The organism is Opitutus sp. (assembly GCA_024998815.1).
In the GTDB taxonomy this organism is placed as follows: Bacteria; Verrucomicrobiota; Verrucomicrobiia; order Opitutales; family Opitutaceae; genus Rariglobus.
In genome coordinates, this window is sequence record JACEUQ010000001.1 from 873,773 (window position 1) to 892,459 (window position 18,687).

Sequence of the window (18,687 nt, forward strand, 5' to 3'; positions counted from 1 at the left end):
TATCATTTAGGCCAGCCAAAATGATTTCACGGGGCTTGTTCCGCTTATTCCGCTCCTTTGTTAGTATTCAGGTGTTTAGCTGTTCAATGAATCGGCGGTGTGATGAATTCTGTCGCTTCATGCGATTTAAAAACGGTATCGATTTTAAAGAATAGCGACTGGCAACAAAACCGCGAAGGGATGCGTGGATGCCCCACATTGGAGAGCTGAAAGAGCCGACGAGAAATTCCCAAAACTCACGCTTGACGACGGCCCAGAAAACTAAACTCTTCACCGCTCCAACAGACGCCCTCATCGTCTATCGGTTAGGACAAGGGATTCTCAATCCTTAAAGCGGGGTTCAACTCCCCGTGGGGGCACCACTTTCAGCGGTAATTGGCCTAAGAGTTAGGCGTATTACACCATTTCGCTTTCTAAGATATAATGACCAAGCCTTCTGAGGGTGCCCCAGAAGGCTTTTTTATGCGCCCACCTAAAGATTTTCCGGCAGATACCGCCGGAGAGGATACGGGTCTTGCTTCGCCGAGCCAAGGACGTGCCGGAGCAGCGGCGCATCCAAACGGTTTTGATGCGAGCTTCGGACGCATTGCCCCCGGCCAAGATCGCCGAGTTGCCGGTACCAGAGCGACTTCGCCTCTGGCACCTGCCTGCCTATTGCCCGGAATGTAATCCGCGCCGAACACATCAGAGGCGAAATCAGCGAAAAGGGCTGTGCAAACCAGCTTTTCGCTACCCTTGCCGATGTTGAAGTTCGGCTAAAAGCCCTACGAGAGGAACTCGCGGCGGCCGATCGTCCGAAGGCCAAAGAACTCGCCGAAATCAAGGCTGCCCAACTGGCCGCTGGGTTGAGCGAGGGGCAGTACCTCAATCAATCAATCCGACGTATTCGACTTCATTAGGTGGCAGCGCCATCGTCGGCAATATTTCGAATCTGACCGCGCTCAATTCGGTGCCATCACTCAATTACATGAGTTGCACGGTTGATTAACCGGTTCGACGCCCGCAGCTCTTTTGTTTTTGAGTGCCCGTTCGTTCCGCGTTTATCGCCGACAGGATCGCTTCAACTCGGCCCCGGCGCAGACACGAACCCCGCGCTATTTTTCCATCCCCCATTTTTCATTCATTTTTTTCGTGCCCCTTTGCGCAGTGCCCCTGAATTTCCCCAAATCATGAAACCCACGCCCGCTTCCGACTCACCCGCCGTCTGGCGGGGCATTCCCTGGATTATAAAAATGCCCTCGTGGCTGTCGTTCCTCGGCTGGCTACTGGTCGCCCTCACCGGCGCAGGCACGCTCGCCCACCTCGCCTTCTTGCACGGCGAGCGGGTCAACGCCGTCTGGATGGTCGTCGCCTCGCTGTGCGTGTTCACCCTGGCTTACCGGTTTCACTCGGCCTGGCTGATGGCCAAGGTGCTCACGCTCGATGACCTGCGGGCAACTCCCGCGAAGACTCACGCCGATGGCAGGGATTTCGTGGCGACCAACCGCTGGGTGGTGTTCGGCCACCATTTCGCGGCGATCGCCGGGCCCGGCCCGCTGGTCGGCCCTGTGCTGGCGGCCCAATTCGGCTATTTACCCGGCATGCTGTGGATCCTGGTCGGCGCGACCCTGGGCGGCGCGGTGCATGACAGCGTGATTTTATTCTGTTCGATCCGGCGCGGCGGCAAATCGCTTGGGCGCATGGTGCGCGACGAGGTGGGTTCGTTCGCCGGCAATGTCGCCTTGGTGAGCATCGTCGCCATCATGGTTGTCCTGCTGGCGGTGCTGGCGCTGGTGGTCGTTAAGGCGCTGGCGGAAAGCCCGTGGGGCTTATTTACGATTCTCGCCTCGATCCCAATCGCGATGGTCATGGGCGTGGCCATCCAGTACGGCCGCGTTTCGGTGGGTTGGGCGAGTGTGTTCGGGGTCATCGGCTTAATGGGGTCGGTCGTCGGCGGTCACTGGATCGAGGGTTCGGCCTGGGCCGCGCCACTCACCCTCGACGGCACGTCCCTGGCTTGGGCGATCATGGGCTACGGGCTGCTCGCCTCGGTGCTGCCGGTGTGGCTGCTGTTGGCACCGCGCGATTACCTCAGCGCGTTTTTGAAAATTGGCGCGGTCGGGGTGTTGGCGGTGGCGATCGTGATCCTTGCGCCGACTTTGGAAATGCCCGCGCTAACCCGGTTCATCGACGGATCGGGGCCGGTGTTCGCCGGGCCGGTATTTCCCTTTATTTTTATCACCATCGCCTGCGCGGCGGTTTCGGGCTTTCACGCCCTGATCGCTTCGGGAACCACGCCCAAACTGGTGACCAGCGAGCGCGACATCCGGGTGATCGGCTACGGCGCGATGGTCACCGAAATGCTCGTCGGCATCATGGCGCTGATCGCCGCCTGTGCGATGCCTCCGGGTGAGTATTTTGCCATCAACATGAAGGGCCTGCCAGCCGACGTGACCCACGCGGTTACCGCCCTGGGTTTTCCTGTGACCGAGACGCAAATGGCCGATCTGGCCACGTCGGTGGGCGAGAAAAACATGGTCGGCCGCACCGGCGGGGCGCCGACCTTTGCTGTGGGCATGGCGCAGATGTTTTCCGGAGTGCTCGGCAGCGGCATGGCGGTGTCGATCTGGTATCATTTTGCTATCATGTTCGAGGCTCTGTTCATCCTGACCACGATCGACGCCGGCACGCGGGTCGGCCGCTTCCTCGTCCAGGATTTGCTCGGTAGCCTGTGGAAACCGCTCGGGCGCACCGAGTCCACCGGCGCCGCGTGGCTGGCGAGCGTACTGTTCGTCGGCGCATGGGGATACTTTTTATACCAAGGCATCGTCGATCCGCTCGGCGGGATCAATTCGCTCTGGCCGATCTTCGGGGTGGCTAACCAGCTGCTGGCGGTGATCGCCTTCGCGCTCGGCACCACCGTGCTGTTAAAAATGGGTCGCGTGAGGTACATCTGGGTAACGGTGGCCCCGCTCGCTTTCCTGCTGGTGGTGACGCTCTCGGCCGGGTGGATGAAAATCTTCAGCGCCAACCCGAAGCTGGGCTTCTTGAGTGCGGCCGATTCCTACCGGCGCCTGATCGCCGGCGGCGGCACGGCCACGCAAATGGACGCTTGGAAGCACCAGTTATTGAACAACCAAATCAACGCGGCGGTGGTGGCGATTTTCATGATTCTGGTACTGCTGGTGGTCGGAGCTTGCGCGCGGGTGTGGTGGCGGCTGCTGGCGGGACGCAGCGTGCCGGCGCTCACCGAAGCGCCCTACGTGACGGCGGCGGCGAAGTGAGGGGAGTTCAAGGAATTGAACCGCAGCCTTTCACGAACGTCCTCTAGCGGTTAGTCGCCCCTCACCGTTTTAGATGGGTCGCCCCCACCCCAAACCATGGGCCACCAAAAAACACCCTATGACACCGAGTCGGGACTGCGGCACGGCTCTTTAATACCACTCAGGCTGCCGCTGGGTTTCGTAAAGTCATTGCCCCGTGGCGAGCATTCGGGGCAGGGTTTCACCCCATGACGTGGAAATTCTGGAAGTGGTCCGGCGCTGCCCTGATTTTGTGTGGACTGGTTCTGGGTGTGGTGGCCGGCATCATCGTCAATCAACGCGTGGTTACACCCGAGGGTTTGGCGCGCTTGTCGTGGTGGCTTACAAACGCGGTCCAGCCCCTGGGGAAGCTGTTTATTAGGATCATTTTCATGATCGTGATCCCGCTGATTTTTTCCGCGATCGTGCTCGGTGTGGCCGAGATGGGCGATGTGCGAAAACTAGGGCGCGTCGGCCTGAAATCGCTCGGATTTACGTTGCTGCTCACCAGCACGGGCGTGCTGGTCGCCTTGGGAGTAGTTAATGTGTTCGCGCCGGGGCACCACATGACCGAGGCGACGCGCGATACGCTCCGGGCGCGTTATCTCGGCGCCGCCGCCGAGAAGGTCGCGCAGGGGGTCAAGGAGACCCCGCTGGCAGACACGCTACTGGGATTGATACCGCAAAATCCACTGGCTGAAGCCGTCAATGCCTTCACGCCCAACTACACGGGAGGTGGCTTGATCGCGGTCATGGTCTTCAGCCTGTTTTTCGGAGTGGCGCTGGCCATGTTGCCGCAGGAGAAAAGCGCGCCCCTCACCGCTGTGTTGAAGGGGGTTTTTGAGGTCTGCATGGTCATTATCAGTTTTGCCATGAAATTGGCGCCGCTGGGCGTGGCTTGCTTAGGTTTCGCCCTCACCGCACAAATCGGCGCCGATGTTTTGCGCAGCCTCGGGTTTTATACCGCCGTGGTGATCCTCGGTCTCGGCATCCAGCAATGCGTAACCTACCCGCTAGTCCTGAAGTTTATTGGAGGTGTGTCTCCGCTTGCGTTTTTTAAAAGCATCAAAGAAGTCCTGCTCACGGCGTTCAGCACCTCGTCGAGTAACGCCACGTTGCCGGTCTCATTGCGGGTGGCGGAGACCAACCTAAAACTCCCGGCGCGGATCAGTCGATTTGTGCTCACGGTGGGCGCGAGCGCCAACCAGAACGGCACCGCGCTATACGAAGGGGTGACCGTGTTGTTTCTCGCGCAGGTCTTCGGCGTGGATCTGTCGTTGGGGCAGCAGGGGGTGGTAGCGTTGATGTGCATCATGGCCGGACTCGGTACGGCGGGCGTTCCAGGCGGTTCACTGCCGCTGGTGGTGGGGGTATTGGTGACCATTGGTGTGCCGGGCGAGAGCATTGCGATCATCCTCGGTATCGACCGGTTGCTCGATATGTGCCGAACGACACTCAACGTGACCGGCGATCTCGTTATCGCGGTGCTGGTATCCAAGAGCGAGGCGGACGCAAGCGACGGGGAGCGGGCGGCACCTTCGTTGACCTGAAGTCGCGTCGGCCCGCGCGGAAAACGGGTGTAGCACTCTCGAGATAATGATTGGGTGTTTGCCCACTGACTTCCGGCCCCAAGAAGCGACTTCGTGAAGATCATCTAAAAACACGAATTGGGATGCGCGTTCAACGCGGCGAGAGAGGCGGGCGAGTGATAGGTCGATTTTCTAGATGAGAGAACGGAGTTTCCGAGGTTTACCGCGCCATCGGCGGCGAGCAGTTCGGCGCGGAACGCGGGCGGCGTGGCCTGGCGACTGGCCAAAAACACCCCAAGGCTTAGGTAGTAAATGGCACTGAAGGCGAAGCCTTTACACGATTTTTTCAAGGTCAGGCCGGCCGCGAAACTCACCTCCCCGCTAGTGTAGTGGACGATAAATAACATTACTTATTATTGATCGATGAGCGGGCGCGCTGAACCTTGGCGAGGATGTCGGAGGCCTTGGCAGTCCAGATGAAGGGTTTGGGCGAGCGGTTATGATCGGCCAAGTAGGTTTCGATGGCAGCGAGCAGTTCGTCGAGGCTCCTGAAGATGCTGCGGCGGAGGCGATTGACGGTAAGATCACGGAAAAAGCGTTCGACCATGTTCAGCCAGGAAGCCGACGTTGGGGTAAAGTGGATCGTGAAACGAGGGTGCTTGGCCAGCCAGCGGCGGACCTTCTCGTGCTTGTGGGTGGCATAGTTGTCGACGATGAGGTGCAGGGGCTTGTCGGGCGGGGTGCTCGCGTCGATCAGGCGCAGGAACTTCAACCATTCCTGATGGCGGTGGCGTTTTTGGCAGGTACCGATGACCTTTCCGTCGGCCATATTGAGGGCGGCGAAGAGTGTTGTGGTGCCGTGACGCTTATAGTCGTGGGTTTGGGTTGCCACCTTGCCTTGTCGCAAAGGCAGGCCGGGTTGGCTGCGGTCCAGAGCTTGGATCTGGCTTTTTTCATCGCAGCACAAAACCAAGGCGTGCTCGGGGGCGTTGAGATAGAGCCCGACGATCTCCTCGAGCTTCTCCACAAAGCGCTTGTCCTTCGATAATTTGAAGCCCCGCACCAAGTGCGGTTTCACTCCGTGGTTGCGCCAGATCAAGCCTACGCTGCTGGCGGCCAGTCCGCTGACTGCCGCCATGCGCCGCGTGCTCCACTGTGTCGCCATGGGAGGTGTTTCCGCCAGTGTGCGCCGTATCAGTTCGGCCTTGTCCTCCGGCTTGATCTTGGCGCGACGACCTCGCCCGGCACGGTCCCGTAGCAGTCCCGGCAACCCCGACTCCAAATAACGCCCCCGCCAGCGCGCCACCTTCTGCCGACTCATTCCCAACTTATTGCCGATCCATTCGTTGCCGTTGCCTTCAGCGGCAAGCAGCACGATCCGGCACCGCTGGGCATGCTTCTGCGGTGTGCCGCCTCGTTTCGCCCATGCGCTCAATTCGGCCTTCTGCTCCTCCTTCAAATTAACTGGGGCTGCTTTTCTCATTCAGCTACAGACGCTCGGCCGTTAATTTAGTTACACTATTTCTCGCACACTACACTAGGTTTCGGATGCCAATACAGCGCTTGCTGGCCGGACATGCGAAACAACCTGGCTCAGGTCGCCCCGCCCGTCCTTGAATTCGACGCCCGCCAGTGGCTTAGGCCCGTCGAAATCGTAGAGCAATTCCCATTCACCCTGAAATAGCAGGGCGTCGCTGGCCTCGTCCCTGGCCACGCCGAGGCGCTCGGGCAGGTAGGTGTCATAGTGCGAAGCCGCTCAGTTGAAGGAGACTGCGCCTAGGGTCGGAAGCGGGAGCAGTAAAAGCAGGGATTTTAGATTACAATGAAAGGTGGACCGGAGAATTAGGGAAAGTGCATGCCAAACGGACTCCTGGAGCGCAGGCGGCTAATAGCCACGCACGGTGTAAAGGGGCGTTACTGTGAGCGGCGGCGCGAACACCGTCTATTTCTGGCGGTTACAAAATCACCTGTCGTAAAAGCCGATGACCGGCCCCGCCAGGGGCCGATCATCAGGCCCGGTCAGCTTGCAGGTTCGTCGGCTAGGCGGTCTTTCATGCGGTAGGATTTGCCCTCGATGACGACGGTCTGGGCCCGGTGCAGTAGGCGGTCCAGGATCGCCGCGGTGATGCCAGCGTCGTTGTTAAAGATCCCTGCCCAGTGTTTGTAGGCCTTGTTGGTGGTGACGATCAGCGAGCCGCGTTCGTAGCGTTGGCTGACGATCTGGAAGAGCAGGTCGGCCCCCGACTTGTCGAGCGGCAGGTAGCCGACCTCATCGAGCACGAGCACCGCAGGGGTCATGTAACGCTTCAACTCGGCTTGCAACCGGTGCAGGGACTGGGCGGTGACCAGGGCGTTGATCGCGTCCACCGCCGTCGTAAACAGCACCGTGTAACCCGCCTGGCAGGCCGCGTAGCCCAACGCGCTCGCGAGATGTGTCTTCCCAAGCCCCACACCACCGCAAAACACCACGTTGGTGCGCTCCTTCACAAAACCCAGTTCGAAGAGGTGCCGCACCTGCGCTTCGTTCAACTCCTTGGGCCAGTCCCACTGGAACTGGTCGACGGTTTTCTTGACCGGGAAGCGCGCTGCCTGGATGCGCCGCTCCAGCGCCCGGATCTGGCGGTCCTGGGTCTCGGCCTGCACCAGTCGGCGTAAAAATTCGGCGTGCGAACAGCGCGCCTTGGCCGCCTCGGCGGTCAGTTCGCCGTGGTGACGCAACAGGTAACCGAGTTTCAGATACTTAAGCTGGTCTTTTAATAAATCGGGTTTTTCGGGTTCTGTTTTCATAGAGTGTAGGGGCTTAAATCCGGGGGACACAGTTCGAGTTCCAACGCGGCCAACGCGTCGGCGCGGGTGAGGTGGATCGGCCCGGCTTGCGGCAAGGCCCGCGCGCGTTGTTCGAGCAAGTTGAGGATGTAATCGCTGGAGTAGGCGCCGAGTTCATGGGCGCTTTCGATCGCCCGGCCGACTGCCTCCGTTCCATACAGGGCCACCAAACCCACGATAGTCGCCAGGTGGTGTCCCGCGTTGAGCCGGCGCTCCTCCAGCCCCCGTTGGTAGGCGGGTGCCGCCGGGCTCAGTTCCAAAAACCGTAGCCGCAGGCGCTGCCGCGCTCCCTGCCGTTTGCGCTCTTCGAGTTCGCGCACGTGCTCGGGGTTTTCCACATCGGCGCGGCGGGCAAAACTGCGGGCGTGCTCGGCCACCAGGGTGCGGTCCGCATAAAACCTCACCTGCGCCCCCTCGATCTGCGCGGTGAGTAGCGCCCCGGCAAACTTCGTGGGCACCGAGTAGCGGTTCGTTTCGATACTCACCCGGCACCGCCGCGACGCCCGCACGCTTAAGGTGCGCACCGCCGGACTGGCCACCGGGTTAAGCGGCAGGAGCGCAGCGCGCTCCTCGGGCAGCCGGTCCACCGGCCGGCCCTGGGTTTCAGCGTGAACGCGCACGTTGGCCACCGTTTCCAGCCACAAGCTGGCGGCCGGCCCCAGCTCGGTAAACCCGTTCATCTGCCGCCCGCCAAGGAAGCTTTTTTTCACGTAACCCACCGCGTTTTCCACCATGCCCTTGGACTGCGGATGCCCCGGCCCGCACGCTTTTATCGTAAACCCGTAGTGCCGGGCAAAGTCCAGGTACTGGGCGTTGTACACCGGGTCGGTCCCGGGCACATGCGAGAGGACGGCCGTCTTGCAGTTGTCCACCATCACCTCGCGCGGCACCCCGCCGAGTTTTTCAAAGGCGCGCCGGTGACAGCCCAGCCACCACTCCTGGCCCTGCCCGAGGGTAAATTCCACATGCAGGAACCGGCTGTACCCCAAAACCATGACGAAAAAACTTAAAGCCCGCCGGGTGCCGTCCACCTCCACCGCGCCAAAACTGCCCCAGTCCACCTGCGCGGTCTGGCCGGGGGCAAACTTGAGGGTAAGAAACGCCTCCAGGTTCCTCGGCCGCACCCGCCGCACGTAGTCTTTCAAAATTGAATACCCGCCCGTGTACCCCCGCTCGCGCACCTTTTGCCAGAGCTGCATGGCGGTGAACGGATGGGCCTCCAGCCACCGCGCGATCGCCGGCTTGTGCACGTCGAGCTTGCTTGGCCTAGGCACCTGCGCGGCCTGGCTGCGCGCGTACTTTTCCTGCGCCTGCCAGCGCCTCACCGTCTGCACGTGCAACTGGAGCGAGCGGGTGATTTGCGGCGCACTGTGACCGGCAGCCTCCGCCTGTTTTATCCGGCAATACAGTTCGTAATTGATCACGCCCCCACCTCCCGGCTCGGCGACGGCGTTACCGCCAGCGTGTGCGATGGCCTGCCCCGGTCCAAGGAAAGCACCTGGTAAAGTGGCGCGGCGTAGGCGATCACCCCGGCCTCGATTAACTGCCGACGCGCCTCGACCAGGCCGTCCTCGCTGAGCGTGAGCAGCCGGGCCAGGGTGCGCGTGGCGTAGTAACTCAGCCCGTCGGCGTCACCCACGGTTACCAGGACCAGATAAAGTCCCCAGGCGGGGGCACTGGCCCGCCCCAGGTAATTGCCCCGCACCAGCCGGTGGTCCAGCCAGCTAAACTGGGCCGGCGTGCGCCGGAGTTGTTCGCGATCGATCGGTTGTTTTTGCATAATCGGGCGGCTGGACGTCGATGCCCAGGATCACCCGCCCCCGGGATTGCAGGTGTCGCAGCATGGGTTCGAGGTCCTCTTGTAACGTCACTCCGGCGAACTGCGCGATAAGCCCCACGAGCACAGGGTTTTGCGACTCCCATCTGTCTTGTAACGGCACGCAGGGATTCGGTAACGCCACCTCGGCGACCGGCTCGGCTTTAGGCTGGTGCACAACGGATTGCGTAGTTGGGATGTCTTGTAACGCCACCCGCCGTCGCGGCCCCCTCCGCCTTGAGTACCCCGGATTGGCCTTCCGCCACTCCTGCACCCGTTGGACATTTTCTGGGCCTTTCCAGTGGTCGAGGTTCTCCGGCTTCGCCAACCATTTGGCCTGACTGGCCGCCCGGCTCGCCCGTCGGCATCCCGGCTTCCCGCAGTAGCGCTGACGCTCGCGGTTATGCGCGTCGGGCAGAAAGAAATCGGCACAGTGCAAACACTTGCGTGAACCGGTTGGATGCATCGCTGTGCATCCGCCAAGCGTCCCGCCGGTTCAATCTCCACCCATTCGCACCCCTCATATCCCCAGCCGGACAGGGAAGAAAACCCACCCACGGAAGAAGAGTATTACTCTTTTTAAGGGGAAGAAGATCCACCGAAGAAGAAGTGCATTCCTAACCGCCAGAAATAGACGCTTTCCCGCTCGCCGCTCACAGTCGGCCATGTGAAGGTTGCCACGTCAACTGGCAACCTAGGAGCCTGTCGGACTTGGAAAAATAAACGCATTAAATATTTGTATTATATTGACTACCAATTAAAAGCGTAACTAAGTAGTTCCATGGCAACCAAGTTCGTTATAATTGATCGGCGCACTCCGTTACTGCTGCCGCCCGACCTGCGGGATTGGGTGAAGCCGGATCACTTGGTGCATTTTATCATCGATGCGGTTGACTTGATCGACGTCAGTTCGGTGTCCGTAAATCAGCGTGGGAGCGGCAGTGCGCAATACCCGCCGTCGATGCTCCTGAGTTTACTGACTTACAGTTACGCGACGGGAGTTTTTTCCAGCCGCCAAATTGAGCGCACGACCTATGAAAACGTGGCAGTGCGCCTGCTCTGTGCCGACACGCACCCCGACCACGATACGATTTGCACGTTCCGCCGGGAGAACCGGGAATTGGTGCAAAAAGCTTTTGCTCAATTACTTCAGATGTCTGCGGCGTGCGGAGTGTTAAAGATCGGCAACGTCACGGTGGCCGTCGATGGCACCAAAATACTTGCCAACGCCAGCAAGCACTCGGCGGTGAGTTATGCCCATGCGGTTAAGACGATGGAAGTCCTTGATCTGGAAATCGCTGAACTGTTGCGCAAAGCCGACGCTGCGGACGCGATCCCGCTGCAAGACGGGTTGACGATCCCCGCAGAGATCCAGCGGCGCGAGGAGCGCAAGGCGACGTTGGCCAAGGCCAAGGCGGAAATCGAGGCCCGGGCGCATCTGCGGTTTCAGGCGGAACAAGCTGAGTATGAAGCTAAAATGGCAAAACGCTCCGCGTCCGAAGCCGACACGGGTAAAAAACCGCGTGGCCCAGTTCCCGTTCAGCCCGACCCCACTCCGGGCACGAAAGACCAGGTCAACCTGACCGATGAAGTCAGCCGGATTATGAAAACGGGCAACGGCTTCCAGCAGTGTTATAATGCACAAGCCGGGGCCGACACCGACTCGCGCCTGATCGTCGGTGCGCGGGTCTGTAATGCGCCCAATGATAAACAGCAGCTTGAGCCAAACCTGGCGGCCATCGCGCAACATATTGAGGTGGCGAACGTACTGATTGACAGTGGTTTTGTGAGTGAAGCGGCGGTGACAAAGGCCGAGTCCGCACCGGACGCAACCACAACGGGCGTAACTGTATATGCAGCGATGAAACGGGAGCCGCATGGCCGCACGATCGCCCAACTCGAACAGCACGAAGACCCGCCGCAACCGGGCCCCGAGGCGAGCTTCGCCGAACGCATGATCCACCGCACCGCTACGGCCGCCGGACGAGCGTTATATAAACTACGGCAAGAAACCATTGAACCGATTTTTGGTATTATAAAAGAGGCGCTCGGCTTCCGACGTTTTTTAATGCGCGGACTGGAAAAAGTATCCCTCGAATGGGAGCTGGTGTGCCTGGCCTACAACTTTAAGCGTCTTCATCGCCTCAACGCCAAACTGCGGCCGGCCTAACCTCGCCAACGCAGGAAAACCAACCCTCAAACACCAAAAAAATCCGGACGCGCCATTGATTAACCGCCCTAATCCAACGGGCCACAGCCCGAAGGAGTATTTTAGGCCCCAAAATCTATCCGCCACACTCAAAGTTGGCGCGCGGGCCGGGGACTTGGCCCGAACCCGCTTTTTTCAGTCCGACGGGCTGCTAGGCAGCGGATTTTCCTCTTGAGAGGAGAATTTTGGCGGAGAGGGAGGGATTCGAACCGCCCTTGGGCAAACAACCGAAAGCCTTCGTTTAGTGTGCTTTATGTTGGTAGTTAATATTTTGAGAAAGGAAAGAAACTAACCCTAACTGCGCCTAAGTGAAGCCAGAAACACCTTTGCTGGCAAATCGCTGACAAATAATTTGGGACTGAATGAGGGAGGGCTCAGATCCCGCGACGGAGATCAGCGGGCAATACACGGTGGCCCTCCGCTTTGGCACTTCCACTTTCGAATACGGAAGGCCCGACACCGTTTCACTCCTCGCCGTGCTTTTCGTGCTCACAAAATCACTCAGGCTTTTTGATCGTCGCCTGCAACGCCTTCGCCCGCTTGGTTGCCTCGGCGATTTGTTCTTTTGTCATCTTCCCTTCGAGCTCATGACTGAATGTCCGCGCATCTTCATCACCAGCAGCACTGGCTAGGTTGCACCACGCGTGGGCTTCAATTAAATCCTTTAACACTCCAGTGCCTTTGCTATATGAGAAACCGAGGTTATACTGGGCAGTGGGGTCGCCCTGCTCTGCGGCTTTGAGATACCACTTCACTGCCTCCACCTTGTCCGTGAGCACTCCTTGACCGTTGGCGTAAGCGCAACCGAGATTATACTGGGCATCAGCATAGCCCTGCTCTGCGGCGTTTTGATACCACTTCGCTGCTTCCGCATGATCCGTCAGCACTCCTTGACCGTTGGCGTAAGCGCAGCCGAGGTTATGCTGAGCAGGAGCATAGCCCTGCTCAGCGGCTTTGAGATACCACTTCGCTGCTTCCGCCTGATCCGTCGCTACTCCATGACCGTTATCGTAAGCGCAACCGAGGTTATACTGGGCAGAAGCCTTACCCTGCTCTGCGGCTTTGAGATACCACTTCACTGCTTCCACCTTGTCCGTGAGCACTCCCCTGCCTTCATCGTAAACTAAACCGAGGTTAAACTGTGCAGTGGCATCGCCCTGCTCAGCAGCTTTACGATACCATTTCACTGCCTCCACCTTGTCCGTGAGCACTCCTTGACCGTTGGCGTAAGCGCAACCGAGATTACACTGGGCATCAACATAGCCCTGCTCAGCAGCTTTACGATACCACTTCGCTGCTTCAACCTGATCCTTCGACACCCCTTCGCCCTTAGCGTAAGCACAACCGAGGGCAAACTGTGCTCCAGCGTGCCCCTGCTCAGCAGCTTTGCTAAACCACTTCACGCCCTCCACCACGTCTTTCTTCACTCCATCGCCAAAGAAATAAGCGAATCCGAGAAAAGACTGTGCATCAGGTAATCCATTCTCGGCATTCTTACGCACATCATCGGGAACTTCATCAGCCAAAAAGTTCGACATCAGCCCAATGGACAGAAATAGGACTTCAAAAAAAATCATTTCGCGAAATAGAGCAAACGGGTAACGCTAGGCAAGACGACTCTCTTCGGTTAAAACTAAAGCCGTGCGAAAAACGATTCTGTTATCATTCTTCCTGCTCGCTTCGCTCTGCAAAGCTGACCCCATTTCAGGCCGCCTACCGAAACCATAAAACTCACAAAACACGGCCAGGCCCCTTTGTGACGCTTTCCGACGTTCTGGTTTGCGGCCGACTTATCCACTGACATCACGAGTGGCCATCAGCGGACTGCGAAATACGCAGCCCGCCCCGATCACCCCAATAAGGGGGACATCCCCTTAGCTATATAATTATAATTCGTGACTATTTAATGTTTCAGGCAGGCGATAATTCCATTCGCCAGATCCAGCAAGGGACCTCCTGTATCAATAGGTATAACCCCGTCGGCAATCAGCTCCTCAACTTGGTGAACGAAGGCAGTGGTCAAGTTGATGGTTGCTTTGGGATTCTTGGGCAGTTTGGCGAGCGCCTGCTCCAGTTTAACCGTCAAGGCCTTGCCTTGGGCACACGTTAATACTCCGTTTTTTACCAGGTTTTTGACTGCTTTTTCAAGTTCGGTGAAGACTTGCCCCAAGGGCTTCGCAAAAACTTGGATGATGTCAGCGGTGCTGCAGACGTGGCCATCGTTGACGACAAGCTTTATAGTATACAGGCCGATTTGGTCGGGCACGAATGAGGGGAACGCCGTTGTCCGGTTGCGTAATTTAGCCTCACTGCACGCTGGTTTGCCGATCAATTCCCATGAATAGGTAAGCGGATCACCGTCGCAGTCGAAGGAATTGGATCCATCCAGCTTGACCAGGCAGCATTTTACGACGGCTTGATCGGGGCCGGCGTTGGCCACCGGCGGAGTGGTGTAGCCCCACACTTTGAGTTCATCTATGACGCCATCTACATTCGGTTCCCAATTATGCCGCTGCCAGTCTTCCGGATAGGGCCGCGAGCCAACATACAAGTTCATCGGTTCATTCCAAACAAAGCCGCCCCCGTTTCCCTCAGCGAAGTTCTCGGAGGGATCCATGCCAAAGGGAGTCGTGTCATTAAAAAGCAGTTGAGTTTTAATCGTGCCATCCGGCAGCCCGCCATCCCACTTCATCGTTATTTTTATCGGCTTATTGAGGGTCCATTGCGGTTCAAAGGCGGGGTAATAGTATGCGCCTGAACGGTTCGCTGTATCATAGTCGATTGCCAAAAAAGCTCCTCGGTCCTGCCAGTCATTGAATGTTAATGACATGGATATCTTGTCTGGGGCTGCCTTGAGGCCATAATAGAGGAGGTCCACCACATGGCCGACGCGATAATCGCTCCAGGATGGGGTGTACCAGAATTCGATTTCCCCCTTGGGCGCTAACTGTAAATCACGAAACTCGATGTAGTTATTGGGGATGTCGAGGTTTCCCGTTCTGGGCGCCGAACGGAAGCCATTGCCCGCATGACCGGGTTGATAATAAAGATCACCAATCTTTACGCCTGGCACTCCCACTTTACTCTTGGCCACCTCACAGTCGGACCCCAGTTTATTCCATAGTTGCAGGTATTTAACGGGTTCCGGGCATTGAACTGGTTCAGGGCATTGGTTGGCTTCGCAAATCGAGGGTAATCCGAGTTGGGCCATGATCAACAGCCCGAGAGAACTGGCACGCCATGTCTTTTTCATATGGTTCCTGCGGTTGGGGGTATTATAGTATTTGGGGGACTTTACGCCCGAGGTAAAGCGGGTGCCTAATATTTTGCATGGTTGCCCAATTAAATCAACCGCGGTGGCATCTTTATTGAGTTGAGTTTTGTCTGCGGGGTTGGCCTCCATATTACTGATAGGAAACTGGATTTTGTAGACCATGAGCCGGACGTGGTTTTAAAGCGTGAATGGTGCATTAAACCTAAATCCGGCAATAGAAACTAGCCAAAAATCACGCAGGTGATTGTTTGGCTGTCATATGCCGCCGTTTTTACCGCCGGAAAAAGCTCACCCCGAGGGTGAGTCAGAAAACCCTGATCACAAGGCAACGCCAAGCGATGCCGCCGAGGTGTTGATTGTGGATACACCCGGAGGACGTTTTCGTGCGCAGTTCGCCCCAGAGTTGCCGGTGAGCCCCTTGGGGGCACTGGTGTTTTTCACGCAGTACTTGTGTGCGACAGGAGGCTTCGAGGCACTGGTTGCGGACACGCCGCTTTGTTACAGCAGCAACCGCGCACACCGCCCTCGCGACGTGATTGGAACCCTGCTTTTGGGGATGCTCTCCGGGCACTATCGCTACGCGCACCTCGCGGCCCTGCGCGGCGACGACATTGCCCCGAGCCTGCTCGGACTTAAGTCGATTGTCAGCGAGGATTGTGTGCGCCGGGCGCTGGCTCGCATCGGTGCCGAGCAGGGGCAGGACTGGTTGCGGCGTCACCTCGACCAAACCTGTCATGGGTTTTTGGATAACCAGTGGATCCTCGACATCGATGTCACCATCAAGCCCATCTATGGACGTCAGGAAGGTGCCAGCATCGGCTATAACCCGCAAAAGCCCGGACGCCCCAGCCACGCCTACCACACCTACTGGATCGCCACCTTGCGCCTGTGTCTGGACGTGGAGGTGCACCCCGGCGATCAATCCGCCGCCGGACATGGTTTTGCGGGGCTGTGGGCGCTCATCGACCGACTGCCAGCCGAGCGCCGGCCCCATCTTTTGCGCGGTGACTGCGCCTATGGCCAGGAGGCGCTGCTCAGTGAAGCTGAAGCGCGTAAACTCAACTATTTGTTCAAACTGCGCCGCACCGCCAAGGCCCGCGAGCTGGTGGCCGCGCTTGAACGCACCACCACCACCGCTTGGACCGACGCCGGACAAGGCTGGCAGGGCTGCGAAAGCTGCCTGCGCCTGCAAGGCTGGAACCGGGCCCGACGTGTGGTGGTCTTGCGCCGTCGCCTCAACGACCAACGCCACCCCCGGGCCCGCCGCCGCCTCGTGCGCGAGCAAGCCGACCACGCTTTGCTGCTGAACATCCCCGACGCGGCCGCCTGCGAGCCGATCATCTACGAACATCAGATCCTCGTTACGAGCCTGCCCTACGAGATCCTTACCCTTGCCACCCTGTATCGGGAACGTGGGGGCGCGGAAAACCCCTTCGACGAGCTCAAGAACCAGTGGAGCTGGTCGGGGTTTACCTCCCAGGAGCTAAACTCCTGTCAGCACGCCGCGCGTTTGGCCGCACTGGTTTACAACTGGTGGACGCTCTATCACCGCCTGCTTCAACCCGGTCAGCACCACGAGGCGGTGAGTACACGTCCCCGTCTGCTCTGCGGAGCGACCCGGCAGAGCGAACACTCCGGTCAACGCCGCCTGGACGTGCGCTTGAGCCATGCCGAGGCACCTCGCCTGAGTGAACTCATCACAAAGCTGGCCAGATGGTTACATGGTATCCTTCATAATGCGGAGCAATGGAGTGTCGCCCAGCGCTGGGGGCAAATCGTAGCGAGGATTTTACAGGAAAACTTCCCTGTACTCGGCCCTGAACCGCCTTTGGCCACCGCCCCAAGCTGATCGCGCTTCCGTTCAGCCTGCCGCAGCACTCTCCACCCTCATCTATCCGACGGGCAACGCCCGCCGGCCGCACTTTCTATTGCCGGATTTAGGTTAAAACCTAGAAACGGTGCTCCGTCCGGCAGGTTTTCTGACGACCAGCACGGGCAAAGCCTTCATCGCGGGCGACGACATCGCATTACTGATAGGAAACTGGATTTTACTGATAGGGCTTCGGAATCCGTCGAGCTGAGGTTGCTCCGGGTGCCGCTTTCACGCTTTCTCGCTTCTGGGCTTACGTAGTTCGGCCAAAATGTAGCCATGAAACGGCCTCCTTTTCAGTGGAGTAAGACTTCGATTCGGTTTCAACCAATCGAGTGGAATAGAACTTGAGTTTTATTCCCGATGGGACGATGTTCTCGTCACCGCAGACAAAACTCGGCCCCGTGCCGTGAGAACCGCAAGGTTCCTATATCTGCGGTTTTTTCGTTTTTAGGCCAGTGAACCGCTCCGCCAGACTGAGCGGGCGCGCATGAGTCCAACGAACACCCGGCGCTTCCCCGAAGTGCAAGTCGTGGATTTCCGTGATTTGGGGCCAAAGTGCGTTGAGGAATCGGTCTTCACGCATCGGTGCCCCGGTTGATTTGTCCACCACCGGTTGTTGGGTAGTACCGTCGAAGCGTATTTCGAAAAAGCGTTGCACGGCCCATAGAAAATAATCGGCCGCCTGTAGGCAGACGCGGCGAGTGGGATCGGAGACTTCGACGACCCATTGACCTTTGCGACGATAGCCAAAGCGGCTTTCAAAAGCGGCATCGGCCTCAGCCAAGGCCGTGCGGATGAGAACGAGTAGGAGTAGGAGTAGGAGAACGAGAACGATTGCGGATGGGCATAAAAAGGGGCGGCGGTCTTCTTGGACCGGCCGCCCGTGGGGCTCTCTATAATAAGAGAGGCGTTAGCTGGCGGTGAGTTTGCGGGCGCAGACGGGGCTGGTGACTCGGATGTCTTCGCTCCAGTCGACCGCCAGAATATCGGACCGGGCGGCGTCGTCGCGGTAGGTGCGGACCACGTCCACTCCGCCACGGCGGAGGCGGAAGGTTTTCATGAAGCTCGGATCGTAGAGCGTGGGGCTGGCGTTGGCGTGGAAGATCACCAACTGCTGGCCGATGATGTTTACGTTGGCTTTGGTCAGGCCGAGTTTGGTCGTGTCCCGGGCCAAGATGCCGACGCGGATGTCGATGCTGGGGTTGAGCAACAACGAGCTGAATTGGGCCATGCTCACACCGATCGAGGCCGCACCGGGGAAGCGGGCGATCACTTTGGCGTTGTTGCGCAGTTTATTCCAGAGGGGCAGGCCAATTACCAGGCGGTTGGGCATGCGGCCGGTGTCGGTGGCGAGGGCTTCGATTTGTTCGTCGAGTTTGGCGATGGGGTCGTCACTCGCCAGGGTGATGTTGGCGGCGGCCGCGAGCGCGGTCAGGGCGGCGAACACTTTGGCTTCGTGGGAGGTGACGGCAGAGGAGACGAGGGTCTGCGTTTTGGCCTCTTCGAGACGGAGGGGATCGCCTTCGCCTGCCTCGTCGCGTTCGTGGTCGTCGATGGCGATTTCGAGTGCCTGGGGGAGACAGTTGTAGGTGGGATCGCTGGCGGCGAATTCGAGGCGTTTGGCGGGGCCACCGACGGCGCGGGAGGTATCGATCACCTGGAAGGTGTTCTTGTCGTCGAAGTTTTTATACTGGCCGGTGGCGGCGGGGACGACGACCTCGGGGGCGAGGAAGTTGGCAAGGGTGGCGGAGATGTCTTGCGACAGGCCGCGGGCGTAGTTGGTCAGGGTGACGTTGTATTTGGAGGAGCTCATGAGAAGAAAGATGACAGAGGTCAGGGGGCAGATGGCAGAGGTCGGATTTCGGAACGGGAGAACGAG

The 18,687-nt window shown here is 58.8% G+C and carries 13 protein-coding genes and 1 tRNA gene; 5 read left to right on the top strand and 9 right to left on the bottom strand.

What is annotated here, in order from left to right:
* The first annotated feature begins 287 nt into the window (after window positions 1-287).
* The 3 genes from H2170_03780 to H2170_03790 all read left to right on the top strand — a co-directional run bounded on the left by H2170_03780 (window position 288) and on the right by H2170_03790 (window position 4,831).
* Window positions 288-362: transfer RNA gene (locus H2170_03780), tRNA-Glu, on the top strand.
* 870 nt (window positions 363-1,232) lie between these two features.
* Entirely contained in the window at window positions 1,233-3,263 is a 2,031-nt protein-coding gene (locus H2170_03785; GenBank protein ID MCS6299207.1) for a carbon starvation protein A, read from the top strand.
* Window positions 3,264-3,490: 227 nt separating this feature from the next.
* The gene (locus H2170_03790) at window positions 3,491-4,831 is read left to right on the top strand and encodes a dicarboxylate/amino acid:cation symporter (GenBank protein MCS6299208.1); all 1,341 of its coding nucleotides are present in this window, start codon (window positions 3,491-3,493) and stop codon (window positions 4,829-4,831) included.
* Between the two features lie 104 nt (window positions 4,832-4,935).
* On the opposite strand, the gene H2170_03795 is transcribed toward H2170_03790, so the two are convergent.
* The 5 genes from H2170_03795 to H2170_03815 form a co-directional block, all read right to left on the bottom strand.
* Window positions 4,936-5,217 (bottom strand): hypothetical protein, encoded by a 282-nt coding sequence (locus H2170_03795; GenBank protein ID MCS6299209.1) that lies wholly within the window; start codon window positions 5,215-5,217, stop codon window positions 4,936-4,938.
* Window positions 5,217-6,293, bottom strand: coding sequence for an IS630 family transposase (locus H2170_03800; protein ID MCS6299210.1), 1,077 nt, complete (start codon window positions 6,291-6,293; stop codon window positions 5,217-5,219). Before H2170_03800 ends, H2170_03795 begins: the two co-directional genes overlap by 1 nt.
* A 536-nt stretch (window positions 6,294-6,829) precedes the next feature.
* Window positions 6,830-7,597, bottom strand: a complete 768-nt coding sequence (locus H2170_03805) for an ATP-binding protein (GenBank protein ID MCS6299211.1) — start codon at window positions 7,595-7,597, stop codon at window positions 6,830-6,832.
* Entirely contained in the window at window positions 7,594-9,060 is a 1,467-nt protein-coding gene (locus H2170_03810) for an IS21 family transposase (protein ID MCS6299212.1), read from the bottom strand. Before H2170_03810 ends, H2170_03805 begins: the two co-directional genes overlap by 4 nt.
* Window positions 9,057-9,416: a hypothetical protein gene (locus H2170_03815; GenBank protein ID MCS6299213.1), complete on the bottom strand. Its 360-nt coding sequence runs from the start codon at window positions 9,414-9,416 to the stop codon at window positions 9,057-9,059. Before H2170_03815 ends, H2170_03810 begins: the two co-directional genes overlap by 4 nt.
* A gap of 817 nt (window positions 9,417-10,233) precedes the next feature.
* Here H2170_03815 and H2170_03820 point away from each other — a divergent pair.
* Window positions 10,234-11,622: a transposase gene (locus H2170_03820; protein ID MCS6299214.1), complete on the top strand. Its 1,389-nt coding sequence runs from the start codon at window positions 10,234-10,236 to the stop codon at window positions 11,620-11,622.
* Between the two features lie 536 nt (window positions 11,623-12,158).
* Here H2170_03820 and H2170_03825 read toward each other — a convergent pair.
* Together H2170_03825 and H2170_03830 are read right to left on the bottom strand one after the other, a co-directional pair.
* A complete protein-coding gene (locus tag H2170_03825; GenBank protein MCS6299215.1) occupies window positions 12,159-13,238 on the bottom strand; it encodes an SEL1-like repeat protein in 1,080 nt (359 codons plus the stop codon).
* A 326-nt stretch (window positions 13,239-13,564) separates the two neighbouring features.
* Window positions 13,565-15,097 carry a hypothetical protein gene (locus H2170_03830; GenBank protein ID MCS6299216.1) on the bottom strand — a complete coding sequence of 511 codons (1,533 nt, stop codon included), beginning with the start codon at window positions 15,095-15,097 and terminating at the stop codon, window positions 13,565-13,567.
* A gap of 97 nt (window positions 15,098-15,194) precedes the next feature.
* Between H2170_03830 and H2170_03835 the strand changes: the two genes are divergently transcribed.
* On the top strand, window positions 15,195-16,784 hold the full coding sequence (locus tag H2170_03835; GenBank protein MCS6299217.1) for a transposase: 1,590 nt from the start codon (window positions 15,195-15,197) through the stop codon (window positions 16,782-16,784).
* A gap of 448 nt (window positions 16,785-17,232) precedes the next feature.
* Here the strand turns inward: H2170_03835 and H2170_03840 are convergent, their stop codons facing one another.
* Together H2170_03840 and H2170_03845 are read right to left on the bottom strand one after the other, a co-directional pair.
* Entirely contained in the window at window positions 17,233-17,592 is a 360-nt protein-coding gene (locus H2170_03840; protein ID MCS6299218.1) for a hypothetical protein, read from the bottom strand.
* A 126-nt stretch (window positions 17,593-17,718) separates the two neighbouring features.
* Window positions 17,719-18,621: a hypothetical protein gene (locus H2170_03845; GenBank protein ID MCS6299219.1), complete on the bottom strand. Its 903-nt coding sequence runs from the start codon at window positions 18,619-18,621 to the stop codon at window positions 17,719-17,721.
* Between the last annotated feature and the right edge of the window lie 66 nt (window positions 18,622-18,687).